General features: G+C 45.1%; 20 protein-coding genes and 1 riboswitch. Of the genes, 13 read left to right on the top strand and 7 right to left on the bottom strand.

Annotation, left to right across the window (positions count from 1 at the left end):
- The first annotated feature begins 188 nt into the window (after nucleotides 1–188).
- The gene (locus tag QMY49_RS01870; RefSeq protein WP_283312592.1) at nucleotides 189–2,012 is read left to right on the top strand and encodes a DUF3413 domain-containing protein; all 1,824 of its coding nucleotides are present in this window, start codon (nucleotides 189–191) and stop codon (nucleotides 2,010–2,012) included.
- Between the two features lie 183 nt (nucleotides 2,013–2,195).
- Here the strand turns inward: QMY49_RS01870 and QMY49_RS01865 are convergent, their stop codons facing one another.
- On the bottom strand, nucleotides 2,196–3,170 hold the full coding sequence (locus tag QMY49_RS01865) for a TDT family transporter (protein WP_005450908.1): 975 nt from the start codon (nucleotides 3,168–3,170) through the stop codon (nucleotides 2,196–2,198).
- A gap of 112 nt (nucleotides 3,171–3,282) precedes the next feature.
- Between QMY49_RS01865 and QMY49_RS01860 the strand changes: the two genes are divergently transcribed.
- The 5 genes from QMY49_RS01860 to dapD all read left to right on the top strand — a co-directional run bounded on the left by QMY49_RS01860 (nucleotide 3,283) and on the right by dapD (nucleotide 8,206).
- Nucleotides 3,283–4,200 (top strand): LysR substrate-binding domain-containing protein, encoded by a 918-nt coding sequence (locus QMY49_RS01860; protein ID WP_005450906.1) that lies wholly within the window; start codon nucleotides 3,283–3,285, stop codon nucleotides 4,198–4,200.
- Nucleotides 4,201–4,359: 159 nt separating this feature from the next.
- Nucleotides 4,360–4,659 (top strand): YebG family protein, encoded by a 300-nt coding sequence (locus tag QMY49_RS01855; RefSeq protein WP_005380208.1) that lies wholly within the window; start codon nucleotides 4,360–4,362, stop codon nucleotides 4,657–4,659.
- A 156-nt stretch (nucleotides 4,660–4,815) separates the two neighbouring features.
- Nucleotides 4,816–4,891, top strand: a riboswitch (Fluoride riboswitch).
- A 260-nt stretch (nucleotides 4,892–5,151) separates the two neighbouring features.
- Nucleotides 5,152–5,844, top strand: a complete 693-nt coding sequence (locus tag QMY49_RS01850; RefSeq protein ID WP_005386501.1) for an iron-sulfur cluster assembly scaffold protein — start codon at nucleotides 5,152–5,154, stop codon at nucleotides 5,842–5,844.
- A gap of 23 nt (nucleotides 5,845–5,867) precedes the next feature.
- Nucleotides 5,868–6,851, top strand: a complete 984-nt coding sequence (locus QMY49_RS01845) for a GGGtGRT protein (RefSeq protein WP_009698677.1) — start codon at nucleotides 5,868–5,870, stop codon at nucleotides 6,849–6,851.
- A gap of 323 nt (nucleotides 6,852–7,174) precedes the next feature.
- Nucleotides 7,175–8,206 (top strand): 2,3,4,5-tetrahydropyridine-2,6-dicarboxylate N-succinyltransferase, encoded by a 1,032-nt coding sequence (gene dapD / locus QMY49_RS01840; protein ID WP_283312589.1) that lies wholly within the window; start codon nucleotides 7,175–7,177, stop codon nucleotides 8,204–8,206.
- A 396-nt stretch (nucleotides 8,207–8,602) separates the two neighbouring features.
- On the opposite strand, the gene glpQ is transcribed toward dapD, so the two are convergent.
- Entirely contained in the window at nucleotides 8,603–9,658 is a 1,056-nt protein-coding gene (gene glpQ, locus QMY49_RS01835) for a glycerophosphodiester phosphodiesterase (protein ID WP_005450899.1), read from the bottom strand.
- 53 nt (nucleotides 9,659–9,711) lie between these two features.
- The gene (gene glpT, locus QMY49_RS01830) at nucleotides 9,712–11,079 is read right to left on the bottom strand and encodes a glycerol-3-phosphate transporter (RefSeq protein ID WP_005450898.1); all 1,368 of its coding nucleotides are present in this window, start codon (nucleotides 11,077–11,079) and stop codon (nucleotides 9,712–9,714) included.
- A gap of 872 nt (nucleotides 11,080–11,951) precedes the next feature.
- On the opposite strand from glpT, the gene QMY49_RS01825 reads away from it, so the two are divergent.
- The 5 genes from QMY49_RS01825 (at nucleotide 11,952) to mltC (ending at nucleotide 18,391) form a co-directional block, all read left to right on the top strand.
- A complete protein-coding gene (locus tag QMY49_RS01825) occupies nucleotides 11,952–12,806 on the top strand; it encodes an MIP/aquaporin family protein (protein WP_005450895.1) in 855 nt (284 codons plus the stop codon).
- A gap of 58 nt (nucleotides 12,807–12,864) precedes the next feature.
- Nucleotides 12,865–14,382 carry a glycerol kinase GlpK gene (glpK, locus tag QMY49_RS01820; RefSeq protein WP_005450894.1) on the top strand — a complete coding sequence of 506 codons (1,518 nt, stop codon included), beginning with the start codon at nucleotides 12,865–12,867 and terminating at the stop codon, nucleotides 14,380–14,382.
- Between the two features lie 190 nt (nucleotides 14,383–14,572).
- On the top strand, nucleotides 14,573–15,364 hold the full coding sequence (locus QMY49_RS01815; RefSeq protein ID WP_005450892.1) for a DeoR/GlpR family transcriptional regulator: 792 nt from the start codon (nucleotides 14,573–14,575) through the stop codon (nucleotides 15,362–15,364).
- Nucleotides 15,365–15,543: 179 nt separating this feature from the next.
- Nucleotides 15,544–17,103 carry a glycerol-3-phosphate dehydrogenase gene (gene glpD / locus QMY49_RS01810; protein WP_283312587.1) on the top strand — a complete coding sequence of 520 codons (1,560 nt, stop codon included), beginning with the start codon at nucleotides 15,544–15,546 and terminating at the stop codon, nucleotides 17,101–17,103.
- Between the two features lie 175 nt (nucleotides 17,104–17,278).
- Nucleotides 17,279–18,391, top strand: coding sequence for a membrane-bound lytic murein transglycosylase MltC (gene mltC / locus QMY49_RS01805; RefSeq protein ID WP_283312585.1), 1,113 nt, complete (start codon nucleotides 17,279–17,281; stop codon nucleotides 18,389–18,391).
- A gap of 318 nt (nucleotides 18,392–18,709) precedes the next feature.
- On the opposite strand, the gene QMY49_RS01800 is transcribed toward mltC, so the two are convergent.
- Nucleotides 18,710–19,894: an NnrS family protein gene (locus QMY49_RS01800; RefSeq protein WP_283312584.1), complete on the bottom strand. Its 1,185-nt coding sequence runs from the start codon at nucleotides 19,892–19,894 to the stop codon at nucleotides 18,710–18,712.
- A gap of 250 nt (nucleotides 19,895–20,144) precedes the next feature.
- On the opposite strand from QMY49_RS01800, the gene QMY49_RS01795 reads away from it, so the two are divergent.
- Nucleotides 20,145–20,696, top strand: a complete 552-nt coding sequence (locus tag QMY49_RS01795) for a gamma-glutamylcyclotransferase family protein (RefSeq protein WP_005450884.1) — start codon at nucleotides 20,145–20,147, stop codon at nucleotides 20,694–20,696.
- 38 nt (nucleotides 20,697–20,734) lie between these two features.
- Here QMY49_RS01795 and QMY49_RS01790 read toward each other — a convergent pair whose 3' ends face one another.
- Complete coding sequence (locus QMY49_RS01790) at nucleotides 20,735–21,349, bottom strand: outer membrane beta-barrel protein (RefSeq protein ID WP_005450882.1); 615 nt, start codon at nucleotides 21,347–21,349, stop codon at nucleotides 20,735–20,737.
- Between the two features lie 143 nt (nucleotides 21,350–21,492).
- On the bottom strand, nucleotides 21,493–21,825 hold the full coding sequence (locus QMY49_RS01785; protein ID WP_005450880.1) for a tRNA-binding protein: 333 nt from the start codon (nucleotides 21,823–21,825) through the stop codon (nucleotides 21,493–21,495).
- Nucleotides 21,826–22,001: 176 nt separating this feature from the next.
- Between QMY49_RS01785 and QMY49_RS01780 the strand changes: the two genes are divergently transcribed.
- Nucleotides 22,002–23,000, top strand: coding sequence for a substrate-binding domain-containing protein (locus tag QMY49_RS01780; protein ID WP_009698687.1), 999 nt, complete (start codon nucleotides 22,002–22,004; stop codon nucleotides 22,998–23,000).
- 144 nt (nucleotides 23,001–23,144) lie between these two features.
- On the opposite strand, the gene galM is transcribed toward QMY49_RS01780, so the two are convergent.
- Nucleotides 23,145–24,203: a galactose-1-epimerase gene (gene galM / locus QMY49_RS01775; RefSeq protein WP_283312581.1), complete on the bottom strand. Its 1,059-nt coding sequence runs from the start codon at nucleotides 24,201–24,203 to the stop codon at nucleotides 23,145–23,147.
- Nucleotides 24,204–24,212: the final 9 nt, after the last annotated feature.

The following is a 24,212-nucleotide window of genomic DNA, read 5'->3' as shown; positions in this document are numbered from 1 at the left end:
GTGACATCAGTCACAAGTATTTCATGATAAAAAACACTGTTTTATAATCATCACAAATTTTTATAACAATACCCATCATATTGAATATTGGTTTGAAACCAACAATTGGAGGCGAAATTGCTCCTCTCTTCGGTGGATATCCACTCTAAGTTCAATTAAATGGGCGAGAAATACTGGAATATCAAAGTATGTTACGCAAACTTTCTTCTAATAGTGCTTGGCTGATGGCTTTTTTTGCCTGCTTTGCTCTTTATCTGTCGATCGCTTGTTACCCATTTTTGCTGTCAAATAGCCAAGCAGAACCGCTCACATTTCTGCAAAAGTACTACTTAGTCGCGACACAACTAGGCTGGCTGGGATTGATTGCTATGCCAATGATGTTAGGTTGTTTATTGCTGTCCTTTCTGCCGGCACGCATGTTCAAAGTCGTTGTGATCGCCATTGCAATCGCAATCTTGATCATGCTGAAAGTCGATATCCTCGTTTTCCAGCAATACAAACTGCACATCAATGGTCTACTGATCCGCATGTTCTTTGAAGGCGGTCGTGACGTATTTGAAATCTCTTGGATGAGCTGGCTGATCTTTGTTAGCGACATTGCACTGCTTATCATTGGTCTCGCATGTACCGTTTGGCTTAGTCACAAACTTGTTCAGAGCCGGGGGAAGTTTATCCTGCTCAGCATTTGGTTTGCTTTGCTGCTAAGTAGCCAGATGATCCACGCTTATAAAAATGCGCTCTACGATGATGAAGTCAGCCAATTTTCAAATAACTGGCCACTGTATTACCCACTCACTGCACGCCAATTTATCTACCGTCACGGTTTAGTTGACCAAAGCATCGCATCTCAAAACCGAGTAGAACTCAAGAATATTGAAAGCAGTTCACTCAATTACCCATTGGTGCCTATTAAAGTCGAACGTAAAGATAAACAACCTAATGTCCTTTTCATACTGGTTGATGCGTGGCGCTACAGCGATGCAACACCTGACATCATGCCAAATGTCAGCAAGTTCACCGAAAAAACGGTCAACTTCTCTCAACACATGAGCGGTGGTAACTCTACTCAAGCGGGCATTTTCAGCCTGTTCTACAGCTTACCAGCAACGTATTGGAACAGCTTTTATGCGAGTCAGAAATCGCCTGTATTCATGGATACATTGCAAAACCAAGGCTATCGAATGGGCATTTTTGGCTCCGCACCATTAACCAGCCCACCTTTGTCTCGCACTGTCTTTAAGAAGGTGAAAGATCTTACGTTAAAGCAGACTGGCGAAACACAAATCGAACGAGATCAACAGATCACCGATGAGTTTATTCAGTTTCAAAAGCAGGATAGCGACAAACCATACTTTAGCTTCTTGTTTTATGACTCTGCCCACGGCACCAGTTTCCCAGAACCTGAATTTGCCAAATTCAAACCTTACTGGGAGCGCGTCGATCATATTCTGCTCGATAACGATTTTGACGCCTCGCTTTACCACAACCGCTATAAGAACTCGTTATATTTCATTGATAGTTTGATCGAAAAAGTTCTGAAAAACGTTGATCTGGAGAACACCATTATCGTGATTACCTCCGATCATGGGGAGGAATTTAACGATCATAAAATGAACTACTGGGGTCATACGGGTAACTACAGTGATACTCAAGTACACGTGCCGCTGTACGTTTATCTGCCAGATCATCAGCCGGAACAAATTAATTACCGCACAACGCACTTTGATATCGTGCCAACCCTAATGAACGAGCTATTCGACGTTAAAGGGGAAACCCAATCTTACAGTGTAGGACGAGACTTGTTTGACAATTGCGTTCCGCGAGATTGGTTCATCGCTGGAAGCTATTACAACTATGCGCTGGTAGGTAAAGAAACTATGTTAGTGGTAAACCCTGGTGGGCACTCTCAGCAACTCAATAACCAATTGAAAGTTGATAACGAACACCAAGTACCAGTGAACGCCATCCAACAATCGTTGGATGAAATGTCGCGCTTTTACAACAAGGGATAACCAGTCCCTAGTTTGATGAATTAGTATTGTGTCGAACTTTCCTGCCACCCTATTCGGGTGGCTTTTTTATCTACTCGTCAACATAGAATCTATTCGTCGACGTATAACCTAGTCTACCAATATAAAAAAAGCCTCTTGGCGAGAGAGACCAAAAGACTTTGCTTTACGAGTAAAACTTCAGCTTTATGCGTGATGTGTGGTCATCAAGCGTGGTTGAATGAGCAAGTTATTGATGTATTGCAAACCTACGTAAGTCACCACAATCGTTGCCACAATTAATTCGATGCCTGCTAGACCACGAACTTGTTGTACATAGTGCGCTGCTAGACCATTTGCTTCCATCCAATTTGCTGTTTTGAACAGAGCTGTCGCACCAATCACCATTGGGAAGGTAAACGCTGCATAGCCAGGGCTAAATGGCAGTCTTAGCAGTTTAAAGAAAGCTAAGTAGATGATGGCTGTCATCAATACCGCGATACCAAACAATAGAGCAATAATCACTGGTGAAGGCGTCGCTGTTACAGTTAGGTAACCGGCCAACGATAGGCTTGCTGGTGCCGCCATGATTGCCATTGTTGGTTTTGCTGCATCTGGAATTTCATGAGTGAACATGAAACGGTAGATCATCATTGGCAGCATCACAGCGTAAGCCACCATACCGAAGATCAATGCACCATGTGCAATTGGTGCAAGCACTGGGTTACCAGAGAAAGACACGTCTGCAACGATAATACCCACTGGCGGTACGAACCAGCTTGGCACCATGTGGTGTAGTTCGAAATCTTTCGCGCGGTGGTACAAAAAGCTCACAAGGAACACGATATGTAAAGCTACCGCCACTAACCAAAGCACGTCACCTGCAACAGAGAAGAAATGCCCTAGTGAGTTTGAAACCACCATAGTTCCCATTGCGAAAGTTGGAACGACACTACCCACCACAGGGTGCGCAAGATCTTGTCTTAACAAGTGATTGTGAAAAAGAAATTTAACCGCCAAGATTGCTAGCAATACACTTGCAATACCTGCGCTAATCCACTGTCCATAGCCATGTAATTCGGCGAAGTTTTCCCAACTCCAACCCAAGCTCGCAATACCAAGAGCCAGACCCGCCATTGGGGTTGGTGCTCCCATTACTTTTGCTTTTGTTCTTTGAATCATTACGACCTCAAAATCTAGGCTAACTTTCTATGGGGTGTATATTACTCTTGCACTTCGTTCCAATATATCTAATTATTTAAAACTAACGTTCAGATTTACTTAACGGAATATCATGCCTAGTCATATCTCTCTTAAACAACTGAAAGTTTTTACTACGATCACTCAGCACAAAACGCTGACAGCGGCTTCAGAAAGCCTGTTTCTTTCGAAAGCAGCGGTAAGTATGGCATTGTCTGAGTTAGAGAAACAAATCGGACATCACCTATTTGACCGGGTGAACAACCGCTTAATTCTCAACCAAGAAGGACAAAAACTTTTGCCCCTCGCGGATGAACTCCTCAACCGAGCTCGGGATATTGAGAGTGTGTTCGATGGCGACCAAACCTTATCAGGGCTGCTTCGCATCGGTGCCAGTGACACCATCGGCAACCAAGTTGCGCCTTACCTGTTAAGTGATTTTCGTGATGAAACGAATCACCAATCACAGAGTTTGTTCATCTCCAACTCTGCCCAGATTTGTGACATGTTGATCGCTTACGAACTCGACATCGCGCTCATTGAGGGCAAGACCATACATCCAGAGCTAGAATCAACGCAATTCAGCGAAGATGAAATGTGTGTGATTTGTCCACCTGATTACCCTAACTATGACGAAGGACCTATCAGCCTAAATGAACTCGAAGACACCGAGTGGATTCTGCGTGAAGCTGGTTCTGGTTCTCGAGAGTTTTTTATGCGCGTTATCGCTCCACGTTTAGAGCATTGGCATGAGGCTTTTCAGCTCAACACCACTGAAGCGCTGATCAATTCGGTATCTGCTGGGCTTGGTTTAGGTTGTTTGTCGCGCTTATCCGCAGAACCTGCAATTCGCGATGGTCGAGTGAAGATGCTCAACATGCCTTTGGATATGAAGCGCCGCTTCTGGCTTTTGATCCACAAAGAGAAGTATCAAAACCCACTTCTGCGCACGTTTATTGAATTCTGCCAAAATTGGGAACGCCCAGAGAACCCGCACCTTAAAGATGACTAGTTCGAGGTGGATAGTTCAAGGTAGAGAATCCAAGGTAGATAGCTCAAATGCTGGTCAGTTAGTTGTACCCGGCTCTCATTCTGAGGCTTGTCGCTAGACTTAATTGGTCAAAAACTGTATAAAAAGCCAGTATAAATTCATCAAGTTAGAGGACCAACCATGGCTGTAATCGTCAAGTACGTGGTAGAACGCAATGGAGAAGAGAAAATGACTTTTACCTCTAAAGCGGAAGCTGACGCATACGACAAAATGCTGGATATGGCAGACGAGTTATTCTCACTGCTAGGTAAAAGTGAACTTCTAGAAGACGAAGGTAAGCAAGAAGATCTTGCAATGTTCCTTGCGCAAAACAAAGAAGAAGTACTTTACGCTTTGGGTGCAAAACGTAAGCCTGCGCCAAAAAAAGCAAAGAAGCTTGAAGCTGTTGAAGAAGATAGCGAACAAGAAGACGCTGCATAAGCCTCTCATTTGTTTCAAAAAAACGTCGCACCATGCGGCGTTTTTTTATGCGTTGCATTAATCGCCATATATCTCTGAGAATATAAAGAACCGATTTAATATCCCAAATTGCTCTAAATTTCATGTTGCAGATTAGTGTGACTTAGATCTAATCTAAATGGGCACGGTGATGGGGTACCACCGGAATCGAAAGATTCAAACCGCTTTTAAAGCTGATGACTCCTACAGAAACGAGAACAGGTAAGCCCTGTTGGAAGTACTTTTGCCTCTAGTGTAAAAGTAAGAGTTCTGTAGTGAGCAATTCAACTCTTCTCCAACCCCGCTCCTGTTTTCTCAAAAATTAAAAAGATATCCAAAATAGTTGTTAACTCAACAAGGCGACAAACGCGTAAGCCTCCTGAACATAGTTTTTCTATTTGATGGAGCGAATAAGAGCAGTCAACGCCGTTGAGTCTGACCAATATGCTGGATATCGTACACTGGGAAAACATTATGCAATACTCACACGAAATCCAATCAATGTGCCCGATTCAACGCGGCGATCTTCATGCTTCTGCACCGATCCCTGTTGAAGGCGCAATGATCAATCCAAAAGACGTTATCGCGATTTCCGGTCTTAGCCACGGCGTTGGTGCTTGTGCTCCTCAACAAGGTGCAGCAAAACTGACCCTTAACGTCAAAAACGGCATCATCGAAGAAGCTTTGATCGAAACGATCGGCTGTTCAGGCATGACTCAATCTGCAGCGATGGCCGCAGAAATCCTAACCGGTAAAACCATTCTTGAAGCACTCAACACTGACTTAGTGTGTGATGCTATCAACGTCGCGATGCGCGAAATCTTCCTTCAATTTGTTTACGGTCGTACTCAATCTGCTTTCTCTGAAGGCGGCTTGGAAATTGGCGCGGCACTGGAAGATCTTGGTCAAACTCAACGCAGCCAAGTGGGTACAAGCTACTCAACCAAAGCAAAAGGCGTGCGTTACATGGAGTTAGCTGAAGGCTATGTAACCAAACTCGCGCTAGACGAAAACAAAGAAGTGATTGGTTACCAATATCTCAACCTAGGCAAGATGATGAAAGCCATCAACGAAGGCGTATCTGCAGCAGAAGCAGCAGACAAAGCAACGGGCACTTACGGTCGTTTTGACGAAGCAGTAACGACCATTAACCCACGCCAACAATAATTGCCACCAAGAGGAAAGAGATTATGAACACTCCAATTACTGAATCTGTACGTCGCACATTAGACGAAATGCAACTTTCTTCTCTGGAAGAGGCTTACCAATACTGTATGGATCGTGGTATCGACCCTAAAGCACTAGTGATGGACACTCAACCTATCGCGTTTGAAAGCGCGGCAGATGCCTACACACTAGGCACCGCTTTGGCGATTTTCCGCGGAGCAAAAACAGCAGAAGAAGCAGCAAACATAATCGGTGAAGGTCTTCAGGCGTGCACTAAACCCGGCAGCGTGGCAGAGCAACGCCAAGTGGGTATCGGTCACGGTGCATTGGCGGCTCGTCTATTGAATGAAGAAAGTGGCTGTTTCGCTTTCCTTGCCGGTCACGAGTCATTCGCAGCGGCAGAAGGCGCAATCAAAATCGCATTGAACGTGAACAAATCACGCAAAAATCCGTTGAAAGTGATCCTGAATGGTTTAGGTAAAGACGCCGCTTACCTAATCTCACGCATCAATGGTTTCACTTACGTACGCACTCAATACAACTACCAAACTGGTGAGTTAGTGGAAGTAGAACGTCGCCGTTTCTCCCAAGGTCCACGTGGTGAGATCCTTTGCTACGGTGCAGACGATGTACGTGAAGGCGTGGCTATCATGCATAAAGAACAAGTGGATGTGAGCATCACTGGTAACTCAACCAACCCGACTCGCTTCCAACACCCAGTAGCAGGCATCTACAAAGCAGAACGTAATCGTGAAGGCATGCCTTACTTCTCTGTGGCATCAGGCGGTGGTACTGGTCGTACTCTACACCCAGATAACGTGGCGGCAGGTCCTGCCTCTTACGGTATGACCGATACCATGGGTCGCATGCACGCCGATGCACAATTCGCGGGCAGCTCTTCAGTACCTGCACACGTAGCGATGATGGGCTTCATCGGTATGGGTAACAATCCAATGGTAGGTGCAACTGTTGCACTTGCCGTAGCCGTCGGTGAACTTAGCCTTTAAGCCGATTTAATCGCTTTCTATCCAAAGCGATTAAATCCAACAAACCCAGTGTAGGGGGAGTGACTTCGGTCCTCCCCTTATTTTTTGCTATGCCCCTTTTCCAACTTCACTTTGTCTTTACCCCAAATCGGTCTGAGAAGGCTTTTGCGACACATTTCTCATCAGACAAACATATCTCTAAAAAGACAAAAGGTATCCATCTACAGACTTTCTCCATTTCCCCTCTTTAAACTCCCCAACACTCTCTTTATGATGACTGACAACTTAATTATTTCTTGTCAGTGAACAGACGAGACACAAGACTCAACACATGGAGATCAACTATGGCTTTCTTCTCTCTAGCCTTTGGTACGGCAACTAAAAATCGCGACGGCAAAATCATCGAAGCGTTTTTCCCAAACCCAGTTCTTAACCCAAGCGAAGCGCTTGTTAACGCACTAGCAGCAGTAGCAGGTTACGAGCAAGGCAACCAAGCTATCGAGATCTCTGCAGCACAAAGCGCAGGACTGGCAGCAGCATTTGAAGCAAACGGCGATGCGGCAAACGCTTCTTTCGCAGCAAAAGCAGCAGAATCAGCACAACCACTTGTACTGGTTATCCTTGCAACTGACGAGCAGCCACAAAGCGTTGCTGAAGGTTTCCTAAAACTTCAACTTATCTCTAACCGCCTAGTTCAACCACACGGTACGGTACTAGACGGTATCTTCGGTCTACTACACAACATCGCATGGACTAATGAAGGTCCAATCGACCTACCTGAACTAGCAGAGCGTCAAATCGAAGCTCGCCTAGCGGGTCGTGCACTAAGCGTAGATTGCGTAGACAAGTTCCCTAAAATGGTGGACTACGTGGTACCAACTGGTGTCCGTATCGCTGACACTTCTCGCGTACGTCTTGGCGCACACGTTGGCGAAGGCACAACGGTAATGCACGAAGGCTTCATCAACTTTAACGCGGGTACAACTGGCGTGAGCATGGTTGAAGGTCGTATCTCTGCTGGCGTAGTGGTTGGTAACGGTTCTGACATCGGCGGTGGCGCATCTATCATGGGTACGCTATCTGGCGGCGGTAAAGTTGTAGTTTCTATCGGTGAAAACTCTCTACTAGGCGCAAACGCAGGTCTTGGTTTCCCAATGGGTGACCGTTGTACTATCGAATCAGGTCTATACGTAACCGCTGGCTCTAAAGTGCGCATGCTAGATTCTGCAGGTCAAGAAGTAGAAGTAGTAAAAGCACGCGATCTTGCTGGTGTTTCTGACCTACTATTCCGTCGTAACTCTGTAACAGGTCAAATCGAGTGTCTTGCAAACAAGAGCGCGGTTGAACTGAACAGCGAACTGCATAAAAACAACTAATAAGAATACCCAAATAACCTCGAGATGCTTGATTCAGCGAGGCTGACTTGGCTTGCAGGCGCAGCAACGAGTTGAAGATCTAGTCAATCTAAATCAAAGCTCGTTAACAAAGCATGAAAGCCAAGACAACTCGCCCTTTGGGAGCGTGTCACTATCACGATTCCCACGTCAAATAACTTGAAAATAGCGAGCTATTTCACTTCGTCATTTTATCAGTGACCAGACTCTGAACTGAGCATCTTGAAGTCATTTAGGTATTGCAGTGAATTAGCCCTACGAAAAATCCCCCAACAGGAAACTGTTGGGGGATTTTTTATTGCCTGAGAGAGGGCACATTGTTACGACATGGCGTGTGACGTAATACTGAGAACTTCAAATACTCAGCTTTTTAGAATTTTACTTGTTCAGAAAGTTCACTGCTTTATCAGGGAAGTCAGTAAACAAACCATCCACTTTCACCTGATTGTAGAAGATGTCCATCATGCCATCGAAGCTGTCGGTGTAAGCAGGAATACGCCCTGGATCCGCACGGAAAGTATAAGGATGCACTTGCAAACCCGCGTCTTTTGCCGCTTTCATCAAAGGTTTGATGATGATGTTATCCTTGGTTGATTTGTCATCCACCAACATTGGTTTCCAAGGACCGATCCCTTCCGCGTATTCCGCGACCTTCTTCATACCATTGGCTTCAAACATCCAGTCATAACTGTATGGTGTTGCTTTTTCGCCTTTGTACTCCATGGTCTCGTTCCAATCGGTGTAAGCCATAAGCTGAACGAGCTTTAAATCCATGTCCATTGCGGGCATGAGTTCACTGTTGATGCGCTGAAGCTCATTCGCATCAAAACACTGAAGGTATACTTTGTCGTCTTGCGAATCGTAACCGTACTGTTTTAAAACTTTAAGCACCGCTTTTGAGATGTCTTTGCCTTCATGACGATGGAACCACGGCGCTTTGATTTCCGGGTAAATACCGATGTCATAACCCAGCGTTTTGTTTAAGCCTTGGATCAGCTCAATCTCTTCAGCAAAAGTAGGTACGGTGAAGTCTGATTTCCACATTGGGAATCGTGTCGGATAGCCAGCAACCTTGTTACCTTTATCATCAATGTTAAAGCCTTCAGTGACTCGCAATGATTTGATTTCTGCCAACGTGAAATCAATCGCATAGTAACGACCATCTTTACGGGCACGATCCGGGAATCGCTCAGCTACATCGGTCACGCGATCGAGGTAATGATCATGCAATACAACGAGTTGATCGTCTTTGGTCATCACCACATCTTGTTCGATGTAGTCTGGTTTCATCGCGTACGCCAACGCTTTTGCTTCTAAAGTATGTTCTGGTAGATAACCCGATGCGCCACGGTGCGCGATAACAAGCGGTTGTGCAATAGCTCCAGCTGAGATGCTCAGAGCGAGAACCGTCATGCAAACTGACGTTGTTTTCATTGTTCTTTCCTTAGCTTATTGAAGGGGCAGTATTCCACCGCCCCTTTAATGTTTTATGACGCCAATGCTTCTTTCTCACGCGCTTTTTGTTCATGGTGAGCACGCTCGCCAAGAAATGCGTAAGTTAGACAAACGATAGAGGTGATACATGAACCGATTAGGATGATAAAGCCGCCATCCCAGCCGAAGTGGTCTACTGTATAGCCAAGAATCGCGTTTGCCGCTACCGCACCACCCAAGTAACCAAATAAGCCAGTTAGACCTGCAGCCGTACCTGCCGCTTTCTTAGGAGCAAGCTCTAGCGCATACAAACCAATCAACATTACCGGACCGTAAATCAAGAAGCCGATTGCAACCAGCGCCATCATATCTACTGCTGGGTTACCTGCTGGGTTGAACCAGTAAACCAACACCGCTACGGTTACTAACGCCATAAATAGAATACCGGCAGGAGCACGACGACCTTTAAACAGCTTGTCTGAAATCCAACCACACAATAGCGTACCTGGGATACCAGCCCACTCGTATAGGAAGTAAGCCCAAGAAGATTTATCAACCGAGAAGTCCTTCGCTTCTTTAAGGTATACCGGCGCCCAGTCCAGCACACCGTAGCGGATCAGGTAAACAAACGCGTTCGCAATCGCAATTGACCACAACAACTTATTAGAAAAGACATACTTGAAGAAAATTTCCTTCGCCGTCATTTCTTTTTCGTGTGACTTGTCGTAATCATCAGGGTAATCATCTTTATACTCTTCAATTGGCGGAAGACCACAAGACTGCGGTGTATCTCTTACGGTGAACCAAATAAAGGCAGCTACGAGCGTGGCAAAAAATGCAGGTACATAGAAAGCGGTGCGCCAATCGTCGTTGAATGCCCAAAGACCAAGGATGAACAGCGGACCAATTAAACCACCACCCACGTTATGTGCCACGTTCCAAACCGACACTATCTCGCCACGCTCTTTGCGCGACCACCAGTGAACCATGGTTCGACCACAGGCAGGCCATCCCATACCTTGGAACCAACCGTTTAGGAACAATAGAATAAACATCGCTGTAATGCTGCCAGTAGCCCAAGGCATAAAGCCGAAGCAGAACATCACAAGCGCTGACATTAATAGACCGCCACTTAAAAAGTAACGAGGGTTTGAGCGGTCAGAAACACTGCCCATTAAGAATTTTGATAAACCGTAAGCAATAGATACCGCAGCTAAGGCAACACCTAAGTCACCACGACTAAAACCTTGTTCAATAAGATAAGGCATCGCCAAGCTAAAGTTTTTACGAACCAGGTAGTAGCCAGCGTAACCAACAAAGATGCCGATAAAGAGTTGCCAACGTAAGCGGGAATAAGTGCCATCGATCTTATCGGACGATAAACGATCGATGTGCGCCTTAGGTTTGAATATTCCAAACATAGGAACCTCATTAATAATGTGAGCGATGGTAGGGAGTATAAAATCGCGAACGAGCAAAAAGGAGTTTCGTTCGAAAGTGAATGCATTTTATGAAATTCGATTTTTATTTCTGTGACAAATGTTGCATAAGAATTAAATTTCAGTAAATACAGAAAATTAGAGGCTTTTAATTAGACTGCGCTTCCACTTTCTGCAGATTTCGTTACTGTCCACATAGAACACGAAGTGCGTAAACGAACAAAATCAGCACAATATTAAGTGAATCAAGTGCTCAAATGACCACAAAAATGGATAAAAGGTGGAAGTTGAAGAGACGAAGCACGTGATTTAAGCCATCAAACGCCTCAATTGTGGCGTGTTGCAACAATGTCATCGCGTTAACAATTAGGGTCAACATAAGCCCACCGCTTCCAACGTACATTTAGAGGTCGTCTCCAAGCAAAAGATGGCATATGTGCTACGGGAAACGGTCTTCTTTCTTTGAGATGGCGTAGCTCTTAGCAACGAGCGAATGAATATCAGCAATCCCTTATCATCATTAGTGTTAGCTAGCTCTTTAGGGTTAGTTTTCGACCAATAATCTGAGTATTTTCCCACCATTCGCGAAGCAGGTTCACAAAACTCCTCTTACCAGTTTGTGCATTGATTTTCACATCGGTAGTTTTAGTCTATCAAAGCAAAATTGAAGACCATAATTCGTTTTATCGAGTTTCCTTTTTGAGCAAAAGATGCGTCAATTAACAAAAACGAAGAGTTTGATTAACAAATTTATGCTCAAACGCTCATTTTTAGCGCTCGTTTGTTTTCGCAAACGTTTATATATGCACAATAGAACCGTGCTAGATAAGCATAAATATTAAAGGACTCTTAACATGACAACGAACAAACACCCCTCACTGCTCGGAGAATGTTTGGCCGAGTTTATCGGTACAGGATTACTTATCTTTTTTGGCGTAGGCTGTGTTGCTGCACTCGTTTTGACCGGGGCTCAATTTGGTCAATGGGAAATCAGTATTGTATGGGGCTTTGGCGTCGCCATCGCTATTTACTGTACTGCGGGCGTATCCGGTGCACACATCAACCCTGCCGTAACTATCGCACTGGCGATGTTCCATGGATTTGATAAGGCGAAAGTTGTGCCTTATATCATTGCGCAAATGCTAGGTGCATTTTGCTCTGCTGCTTTGGTCTACAGCTTGTACAGCAACCTCTTTACGGATTACGAAATCGCACACAACTTCGTTCGTAGCAGCCAAGACGCATTAGCCACAGCGGGCATTTTCTCGACTTACCCACATGCTTCTCTCTCTTTCTTTGGCGCTTTTGCTGTGGAATTCGTGATTACTGCAGTGCTGATGTTTGCCATTCTTGCTCTTGGTGATGAGAACAATGGCGCACCTCGCGGCGCGATGAACCCTCTACTGATCGGTATCCTAATTGCGGTAATCGGCGGTTCTCTAGGTCCACTAACAGGCTTTGCGATGAACCCTGCACGTGACTTTGGTCCTAAGCTGTTTGCCTACTTCGCAGGTTGGGATTATGCCCTGACTGGCGCGCGTGAAATTCCATACTTTATTGTTCCAATTCTTGCTCCTATCGCAGGTGCTTGCTTCGGTGGTTGGTTGTACCCGAAAGCGATTGCTGCATATCTGCCAAAGCAAGGTCACGGCTGTACTATCCCTAACCAGTGCGAAACCGAAGAAGAAGCAGAACAAGCGCAAGCTTAACCCCTACCAATTCGAACATTTACTAAAATATAAATAACGAAACAAAAGGATTCTTACCATGACTGAGCAAAAATACATTGTTGCCCTAGACCAAGGCACGACAAGCTCTCGTGCTGTCATTCTGGATCATGACGCGAATATCGTAAGCGTCGCTCAGCGAGAATTTACTCAGATTTATCCAGAGGCTGGTTGGGTTGAACATGACCCAATGGAAATCTGGGCAACTCAAAGCTCTACCTTGGTTGAAGCACTTGCGAAAACCGGCATCCGTAGCGACCAACTTGCAGGTATCGGTATTACCAACCAACGTGAAACGACGATTGTATGGAACAAAGAAACAGGCAAACCGGTTTACAACGCGATCGTATGGCAATGCCGCCGCACTGCCGATATTTGTGAAGAATTAAAAGCGCGCGGACTAGAAGATTACGTTCGCGACAATACAGGTCTGGTTCTAGACCCTTACTTCTCGGGTACAAAAGTGAAGTGGATTCTAGATAACGTTGAAGGCGCACGTGAAGATGCTGAAGCAGGCAAGCTGCTATTCGGTACTGTTGATACCTGGTTGGTTTGGAAGATGACACAAGGTCGCGTTCACGTAACCGACTACACCAACGCTTCTCGTACCATGCTGTTCAACATTAATGACCTATGCTGGGATCAAAAAATGCTGGATGAGATGGGCATCCCTGCATCCATGATGCCTGAAGTAAAACGCTCATCAGAAATCTACGGTCAAACCAACATTGGTGGTAAAGGTGGCACTCGTATCCCAATTGCAGGCATTGCAGGTGACCAACAAGCCGCTCTTTACGGTCAGATGTGTGTTGAAGCTGGTCAAGCGAAGAACACCTACGGCACAGGTTGTTTCTTGTTGATGAATACGGGTCAAGAGAAGGTAACATCGAAAAATGGTCTGTTGACCACGCTAGCATGCGGTCCAAAAGGTGAGCCAGCTTACGCCCTTGAGGGTGCGGTATTCATGGGTGGCGCTTCAATTCAATGGCTACGTGATGAAATGAAGATTCTGGCTGGTGCCGAAGATTCAGAATACTTTGCGACCAAAGTTGATACTTCAAATGGTGTTTACGTGGTTCCTGCGTTTACTGGTCTGGGCGCACCATATTGGGATGCTTACGCTCGCGGTACGATTGTCGGTCTAACTCGTGGCGTAAACTCTAACCACATTATCCGTGCAACTTTGGAAGGTATCGCTTACCAAACTCGTGATGTGCTGGATGCAATGCAAGCAGACTCGGGCATCAAGCTCGCGAACCTTCGTGTAGATGGTGGCGCAGTGGCGAACAACTTCTTAATGCAGTTCCAGTCTGATGTTCTTAATACCGAAGTTCACCGTCCTCAAGTAACTGAAGTGACCGCTTTGGGTGCAGCATACCTAGCTGGTCTAGCGGTTGGGTTCTGGAATAGCATTGATGAGCTGCAAGACAAAGCAGTGCTCGATCGCACATTCGAACCACACGATGATGAAGAAAAACGTAACCGTCGTTACAAAGGTTGGAAGCGCGCAGTCAAGTGTGCTCAAACTTGGTCTGAGCTTCACGACGAAGACGATTAATTTCTGATAAACGATTAGTTTCCCCCTGATTAATCGTAAAGAGCGCCGACTTGGCGCTCTTTTTTTGCGTTCGATCGCGGATTCCCTATTCCCACGACTTCTCACAATGCGCTAATTCGAGCACAATAGAGCGAGTTTCTATATTCGAATTTGAAGCATTGGCGATTACCAGTGCACAAGGGAGTGCTAAGTGAAGCAAATACCAAGACACCAACAGATTGTTGAGTTGGTGAAAAAACAAGGCTACGTCAGCACGGATGAGCTGGTAGAAAAATTTAATGTCAGTCCTCAAACCATCCGTCGCGACTTAAACGACCTTGCTGATGAAAACAAGATTCGACGCTACCACGGTGGTGCTACCATTCCTCTCAGTTCAGAGAACACGTCATATAACACGCGTAAAGCGCTTAACTTCAATGAAAAAGATGTCATTGCGGAAGAACTAGTAAAACACATTCCAGATGGCGCAACCTTGTTTATTGATATCGGTACCACGCCAGAAGCCGTCGCTCGAGCGCTCAATAAAAACCACAAACAACTTCGCGTGGTGACCAATAACATTAATGTTGCCACCATTCTTTTACCAAACCCAGAAATCAAAGTTATTTTGGCGGGCGGTGAAGTTCGCAACCGTGACGGCGGTATTGTCGGTGAAGCGACGCTCGATTTCGTCAAACAATTCCGCCTCGATTTCGGCATTTTAGGCATCAGTGGTATCGATTTTGATGGCTCACTACTGGACTTTGATTATCATGAAGTTCGCGTTAAACAGGCAATTATTGATAACAGCCGCAGTGTGTTCCTTGCGGTTGACCATTCGAAATTTGGTCGCAATGCTATGGTGAAACTGGGCAATATCGCGCAATTGAACATGGTATTCACCAACAAACAACCACCAGAAGAGATTCTTGCGATTCTAAAAGATGCCTCGGTTCCCCTTGAAGTGGTTGATACACAAATAGAAAGATCTGAGAACGAATAGCAAATTATCTCTCTTTCTATACGAATAAATGACCTCTGTCTTAATTAGGCAGAGGTTTTTTTGTGCCCAAATCACACAAAACGCTCATAAACGAAAATAAATAATGACCGCAAACGAAACCTAAGCTAGGATAAACTCATGTTCTAAAATGCTCGTTCGCTCACCAAGAGGTCAAATTTATGAGTATCCAACAAAATGCTTCCACGACTAACGCATCCCCTACTTTAGACCTGATCGTGATCGGTGGCGGCATTAACGGGGCTGGTATTGCTGCAGATGCTGCTGGTCGTGGTTTAAGCGTCGGTTTGTACGAAGCTAATGACTTCGCATCGGCAACCTCTTCTGCAAGTTCAAAACTGATCCACGGCGGATTACGTTACCTTGAACACTATGAGTTTCGTTTAGTTTCGGAAGCGCTCGCTGAACGTGAAGTGATCTTACGTAAAGCACCACATGTGGCTCTACCAATGCGCTTCCGTTTACCTCATCGCCCATTTTTACGCCCAGCTTGGATGATCCGCTGTGGTTTGTTCCTTTACGATAACTTGGGTAAACGAACCACACTGCCAGGCAGCAAAACTGTCAACCTAGCAAAATCAGGTCTTTTGAAACCTGAAATGAAAACCGGTTTCGAATACTCAGATTGTTGGGTAGACGATGCGCGCTTAGTCTTACTTAACGTTCTGGCTGCAAAAGAGAATAACGCAGAAGTTCGCAACTACTGCCGCGTAGAAAAAGCACACCGTGAAGGCGGCATTTGGCATGTCACTATTCATGACGTCACCACAGACCAACGTTTCGAACGTAAAGCGAAAGCTCTGGTTAACGCTGCTGGTCCATGGGTGAAACAGTTCTTTGATGAAGGATTAGAGCAAACCTCCCCTCGCAACATTCGTTTGATCAAAGGCTCGCACATCGTTGTTCCTCGTATCCACAACGAGCCGCAAGCCTACATCCTACAAAACAAAGATAACCGCATCGTATTTATGATCCCTTACTTAGATAAGTTCTCGATCATTGGTACCACAGATGTGGAATACAAAGGCGATCCGCGTGAAGTCGCGATCTCCGAAGATGAAGTCGATTACTTGATCGATATCGTTAACCAACACTTTGCCCACCAGCTAAGCCGCGAAGATGTGGTATGGACTTACAGTGGTGTACGCCCACTGTGTGATGATGAGTCTGACTCACCGCAAGCGATCACACGTGACTACACACTAGAGTTGGATGCTGAATACGACCACGCACCTTTACTTTCAGTGTTCGGCGGCAAGCTCACGACATACCGTAAGCTTGGCGAAGCGGCAATGAAGAAACTTGCACCTTACCTACCTGAAATGGGTAAAGACTGGACGGCAAACCAAACCCTTCCTGGTGGTAACTTCAGTTGCAGCCGTGAGCAACTTGCGAAGATGATTCATGCGAAATACTCGTGGGCATCAGAAACAATGTTGCTGCGCTACGTGACTCAGTTTGGTACACAAACTTGGGATCTGATGGAAGGCACTAACAGCGTAGAAGATCTTGGTCACTGCTTCTCAGAGCAAGCAAATGGCGTATATCAACGTGAAATTGATTACTTGATGAATCACGAGATGGCGCTAACCGATGAAGACATCTTATGGCGTCGTACAAAACTTGGTTTATACATGAACGAAGAGGAGAAAATCGCACTGGCAGAATATCTAAAAGAGAAGCTGCAACAAAAGGTCGTTAGCCTCTCACAAGTAAGTTAAATTGGACTCTCCTAATACAAAGCCTGCACCCCGCAGGCTTTTTTTTGGAGCTAAATTCTAATATCAACACCTTCTATCGAAAGCACAAAAAGTTTTAATTTCAGACAATTAACACTCTTACTTATTATTTTCTTCAGTCGGCAATTGCCCTCACCTCTAATTAAATCGGTATCCGATGAAGAAATCGCTATTCCTGAGCTTACTTCTCCTCAGTGGTTGCTCCGTTGCTCCTGAAGAAACACCACCTTGCGCATGTGATGACTACGTACCTCCCTATGTAAAGCCGCCAAGTGCATCTAACCAAGATAATATCCAACAGTTACTGGCTTACATTGCGCAAAAAGCCAAAGATCGCTGGGGTGAAGATGAGTTCGTCGAAGCGGGAAAACACCGCTACGTGAAATACCTTGATGGTTATAACACCCGCGCTCATATCGACTTCGAAGCGGGGAAAATCTACGTTTCGACAATTTCCCAATACCAGCCAACGGAAAAGCTACAAAAAGCGATTGTACAGACACTACTCATGCCTGCCGATCCAGCACATGCTGAGTTGTTTAGTGACAAGGAAGCGGTATTACGTGGTAAGCCTTTTTTATTGGGGCAAGTTCTCGATCACGATGGAAAACCGATTGAATGGGAATGGCGCGCCAATCGTTACGCAGACTACCTACTCGACAACAAACTGCAAAAGAAAGCCATCAAACACGGCAGTGCTTACTATGTCGAAATCAACATGGTGAAAGATCATCTAGAACAACGCGAATACCAGTACGCTGGCTTGATACGTGACGCTGCAAAACGATATGGTTTATCAGAAGATCTGATTTTCGCCGTGATCAAAACCGAAAGTAGTTTTAACCCTTATGCGGTTTCTCATGCTGGCGCTTACGGCTTGATGCAAGTGATCCCAAAAACAGCGGGGGCGGATGTGTTTAATTTAGTAAAAAACAAACCAGGTATTCCTACCAAAGAATACTTATTCGATCCTGCCAATAACATTGATACTGGAGCAGCATATTTCTATATATTGAAAAACCGCTATCTACGAGACGTGAAACATCCAACCTCGAAGCACTTTAGTATGATTTCCGCCTACAACGGCGGCACTGGTGGTGTGCTTTCGACGTTTGATAGCGACCGTAAGCGTGCAATGAATGAACTTAACAGCCTCAACCCAACTCAAGTTTATGATGCATTAACCACTCAACACCCAAAAGGGGAAGCGAGACGCTATCTACAGAAAGTTCTTTATTTCCAGAAAGACTTCAGCCAAGGGAATATCTAATTTTACCTAGCCACAAAACGAAAAACGCCGCTTAGTTCCACGGAGGTATAGAACTAAGCGGCCATGTAATTACACGAAAGACACCTATGGGTCTAAAACGTCAATTGGCTAGTTAATCACTCATATTCATACGAGCAATAACAGATACAGAGTATCGAACTCCGCCTTTTCTGGCACGAGCAAAACTCAGATTAGAATTCAACGTTTTTCACATTCTTAATAATTTCCTTACTATTAATGGGTTATTTGCTGAAGCAACATCAAACAAAAAAGGCTTAGCATCTCGCCAAGCCCTTCTTCACTCTCATTTTTCTTCGATTATCCCGGATGACCATCCACACGCGGAGTTATCAACATCACACCAAAACGCCACACAAACATACCAAATGCAAGAATCCATAATGCTGCGCTGATATCAATCCAAAAGAACATCTGTGAAGGAGCAAATATCACACCTAAGCTTCTCGCTAACGCCGCAGCAATCACCGCCGCAAACGCGATACTCATGTTCGGACCTTTGTAAATCATACGTCCAGTGTGCCCCATGGTGACACGAGTAATCATTGCTAGGATTAAGCCACCTAGCGCACCAATCGCAAACAAATGAATCAAGTTGTGGTTGGCAAACGCGTTATCCCAGCAGCCACGTAGGATAAGACTTAAAGGCAGACACAAATAAGCCGCATGTAAAGACCAAACAAGTGGCTCGCTCAGAGTCAACCAAGGTTTCCAGCGTAAGAATCGAACCAATTGGGCGATACCAGCAAACAACATCAGCGGCTTCCCAAGTTGAGCAAACGTCACAGGGAAGAAACTCAGTACAAACAACATGACCAAAGGTAGGTTGGCGAGCCAATCTAGCCACATCAGCGGTTGAGCTTTTTCAAAGTTGAAACGACGTGCAGTAAAGAAAGGGATTACTCGCCCCCCCATGACAGAAAGCAGTAAAGTGAACCACCACAGCATTGCTTGCCACACAGCAGAAGAGGTAAATGGAGGCATACCTTTCACCGTGGCATAACTGGCAAAGTTCGCAAAGATTGCAAGTAAGAATAACGGAACAAAAAATAGGTTACGCCACCCTTTAGCACGATAAACTCTTATGCCGACCTCATACGCTACAAATAGTAAAAACAGCGCTTCAACACTGCTGGTTAACCAAAGTGGTGCAGGCGTCCAAAGTAGAACTCGAGGAGCAAGCCATAACAAAAACAAGGCTAGCAAGGTGTAGTGCTTCGTCCCATTAATCCCCGTCCAGTTTTGTACCGCAGTCAGAACGAACCCCACCACAATCGCCATAGAGAAACCAAACAGCATTTCATGTACATGCCACCACAAAGCCGGAACACTCAACGCGCTAGGCTGCCCTGCTTGAAACATCCATACCCACAACGCAATCGCGATGATGGCGTAAATAGAACCAAACAGGAAAAACGGTCTAAACCCAAGTCGCAGCCATGCGGGGATTTTTTCTTCCACTTTTTTATCGGTGATATTCAGCATTGTGATGCCCTTACGTACCAATTCGTACTGTCGAAAAACTTAACGTCAGCGATCTTAACACAAACATGCATAAAAAATACATGTTATAAGATCGGACTATCCTTTAGAGGTAAAAACATTGCGCCTGATGCCGTGGAGGCATTTCCTCCCAAGAACGTAAAAATGCTGGGCTCAGTAAGAATGACTTAGATATCATATTTAGGTATAACGGATAGAACGGAATTCGTCGAAGTAAAAGGGAACAATCACGATGTATATATTTGGCTACGGCAGCTTAATCAATTCGGCCTCACGTGAGCTTACAGGGCAAACGGGTGAAGCAATTCCCGTTATTGCCCATGGGTTAGTGCGCTATTGGGGCAAAGTCGACGACAGCTATATCTTGTCACCGCTGGTTGTGAATGAAGGCGAAGGGCAAGTGAACGGTGTGCTGCTCGAAGTAGACCACCAAGCGCTGACTGAATTTGACCGCCGCGAACGTGGCTATCATCGTATTCAAATTCGTCCTGAACAAATCGAAACTGACATCAGCTTTAATCCAGATCATGAGATTTGGGTTTACGTGAAAAGCGATCCCCTTCCACCCTGCACGCTCAGCCCAATCATGCAAAGTTATGTAGATACTGTTTTAGCAGGATGCTTGGAAGTCTCTCACGCGTTTGCTGAACACTTTGTTCGCCATACTATAGGTTGGCAACACGCCAAAGAGAATGACCGCCACCAGCCCAAGTATGGCAACCTTGCGGGTGTGCAAGATCATCATTATGAATTAATAGATAACCTGATCAAAAAGGGAGCCTAGTGGCTCCCTTCCATTATTCATATTCGACAAATATCTGATTAGAATTTGTAGTCTAGACCTACGTAAAAGCCATCAAAATCAAAATCTAAATCGCCGCCATTTTCAACATCAATCGTGACCGAAGACGCACGGTAACCACCAGAAACAATCAGACCAGAAGCAAATTCATAACCTGCTTCAGCACCGTAGTTGAAACCAATATCGCTACCATCTGTTGATATTGAGCTAGAAGATGCAGTTGGAACATCCAACTTCAGGTCAACACCCATCACGCCCAAGCCAGCCACAGCGCCTAAGTAGAAACCTGTGCCTGTGAAGTAGTATTTAGGTTTCGCATTAAGATTCGCAGCGTAACCCTCAACTTCAATGCTCGCATTGTGCGCAGTGCCAAACTGATCGATGAAGTATCCGTTCTCTTTAAAGCTGCCAAAGTGAATAAACTCACCCTCAAAAGCTAATACAAACTGCTGAGAGAGCGCCATCTCTTTACCAACAGCGATACCAAAGCCTGTTGAAGACGATGAATCAATGTTCAACTCTGTATCGATCTCAGTGTTATGAATATCCGCACCAATATACCAACCACTATTTGCTTGAACCGACGCTGAAGCAACCACTGCACCTAAAGCCAATAAAGGCAAAACCTTTTTCATTATAATTTCCTATATTTTCATACTGTTAAACAGTTTTAAATCAAGAAAATTATAAATAAAGGTGAATATGAATCAACTCACTCATTTATAAAATGAGACACGAACCATAAGCATTTGTTATATAAATAAATTTAACTTACAGCTTAAACAATTCGCACGCCTGATGACATTGCGCGTTCCGGTGTCAGTAATACGCTTTCCGACTCATCGTCAGTTTCAGCGCACAGCAGCATACACTCAGAGGTTTCACCACGCATCTTAGCTTTTGCTAGATTACACAGCACTACCACCTGTTTACCCATTAACTCTTCTTCTGTGTAGTACGGTACAAGGCTCGTTACCGTTTGCAGGGTTTTCTCACCGACATCGATCTGCACAATGTATAGCTTGTCTGCATTCTCGTGGCGCGCCACCTCAATAATTTTTCCAGTGCGAATTTCTAACTTTGCAAAGTCTGAGTAAGCGATCGTTTCCATTAATTAAAATCCAAGTAAATTTTACTAAAAAGATAACGTTTACACTATCAGTAAGATTAATAATTACAAGAGGTAAAGATCGCACTTTAGAAAGCAACCACCTGTTAAAATTGCACTTATTACACAATGGGTGTTTAATACTCCGGTTAACGTTTTTAGCCAACGAAAGGTTCCTCATGGCAACAATCAAGGATGTCGCGAAAGAAGCGGGTGTATCAGTCGCTACCGTTTCTCGTGTGATCAACAAATCACCCAAGGCAAGCCAAACTTCTATCGATGCAGTGACTAAAGCGATGAGCAAACTTGGCTATCGCCCTAACGCGGCAGCACGAGCACTCGTCAGTCAAAGTACCAATACGATGGGCGTGCTGGTGAGTGATGTCTCAGACCCCTTCTTTGGCACCATGGTCAAATCGGTTGATAACGTCGCAAGAGAAAATGGTAAACACATTCTAATTGGCAATGGTTATCACAATCCAGAAGATGAACGACAAGCGTTAGAGCTGCTGATTAATAGCCGCTGTGAGGCGATTGTGATCCACTCTAAAGGCTTATCAGATGAAGAATTGATTGGCTATGCCAAAGAAGTAAAAGGGATGGTATTGATCAACCGCCACATTCCTGAGTTAGCAGAGCGTTGTATCTCTCTCGATAACCGTAAAGGTGCGTACCTCGCAACAGAATATTTACTTCGTCATGGGCATACCAAGATAGCTTGTATCGCTTCTTCACATGACATTGAAGATACCGATGAGCGCTTGCAAGGTTACCAAGCGGCGCTGAAAGACCACAAGATTGAACTGTCGAAAAGTTACGTTGAATATGGTGAACCAAACAGTGATGGTGGTGAAATAGCAATGACCAACTTACTGACTAAATCACTCGAAATCACCGGTGTCGTGGCTTACAACGATTACATGGCAGCCGGGGCACTTGCCGTATTAGATCAAAACGGAATCAGCGTACCAGAGAAAGTCTCTATGGTCGGTTTTGACGATGGTTTAATTGCTCGCTTCGTCAATCCAAGTTTGACGACAATTCGTTACCCAATTGAAATGATGGCAGAACGCGCTGCTCGACTAGCGTTGGCATTATCACGAGATGAACAAGTGGAAGAAGACACGATCATCTTCAGCCCAACCTTAGTTCGTCGCAACTCGGTTGACCGCCTCTAACTCTGCACCCAATCTAAAATACGAAATAAAAAAACTCTGCTACAGAAGTACCAGAGCTTTTTTGTTTTTAGTTCAATCAAGCTTTTGACCTACTGTAGGCAAAAAGCTCATGGCAATCCAAAAGGCTAAAAATCAATACCTTAACTAAAAAGCAAACTGAAACGTGGTACTGAATCGATACGCTTGCTCAGGTTCAAGAATACAACTTGGTTGCCCCCACTCAGCATGGTTCGGTGAATCTGGCAAAAACTGAGTTTCTAACGCCAAGCCCGCGTAGTCTTGGTATTCCCCACCGCGACGGTTTGGTGCACCCGCTAACCAGTTACCCGTATACAATTGCATGGCAGGCTTATTGGTCACGACAGACATATGCACTTTTCCATCCGGAGAAACCACCCACGCAACGGGTTTTGAAACGTCGCGATGAGCATCAAATAGATAGCTGTGATCATAACCTTTCGCTGCAATCTGCTGCTCATCTTGTAAGAAATGCTCCGATACTGGCTTTTCATTTCTAAAATCAAAGCCTGTTCCTTTCACATCTTGCAATGCGCCCAAAGGAATACCGACGTCATTAGTTGGTAGATATTGATCTGCTGCGATGGTTAAACGGTGAGAACGGCAATCCAAATCGGCTTCCGCACCAAGCAAATTAAAGTAAGCGTGGTTGGTTAAGTTCACTGGTGTTGCTTTGTCTGTCTTTGCGAAATACGCAATGCTCACTTGGTTGTCATCAGTCAGGGTATACGTCACATGGACTTCGAGGTTCCCCGGGAAACCTTGATCACCATCTTCAGACAACAAAGAAAACGTCACTTGCTGTTCGGACTGAGACTCAATGTTCCAGCGGCGCTTATCAAACCCTTCCTCACCACCGTGTAAGCAGTTTCCCGCTTGGTTAGTGGAGACTTGAAATGCTTCGCCATTAACCTCAAAAAGCCCATTGGCGATGCGGTTTGCGTAGCGACCAACAGTGACACCCATGTAACACTGTTGATGCATGAAACTCCCCATCGTCCCCACTCCGAGAAGCACTTCGCGCAACTCCCCATTCGCCAAAGGTAAACGACAACTCAGCCATGTCGCGCCAATATCCATAAAGGAAACGCTCATGCCTGTGTTATTTTTCAGTTCGACCACTTTGGCAGGCACGCCATCAAAAGCAGCCTGCTGTGTCATCGTGATGGTTAATAGCTCGGTCATCTCTCGCTC

Origin of the sequence: Vibrio harveyi (assembly GCF_030060435.1) — a bacterium.
GTDB classification, from domain to species: domain Bacteria; phylum Pseudomonadota; class Gammaproteobacteria; order Enterobacterales; family Vibrionaceae; genus Vibrio; species Vibrio harveyi.
This window is presented reverse-complemented; position numbering and strand designations above follow the sequence as displayed.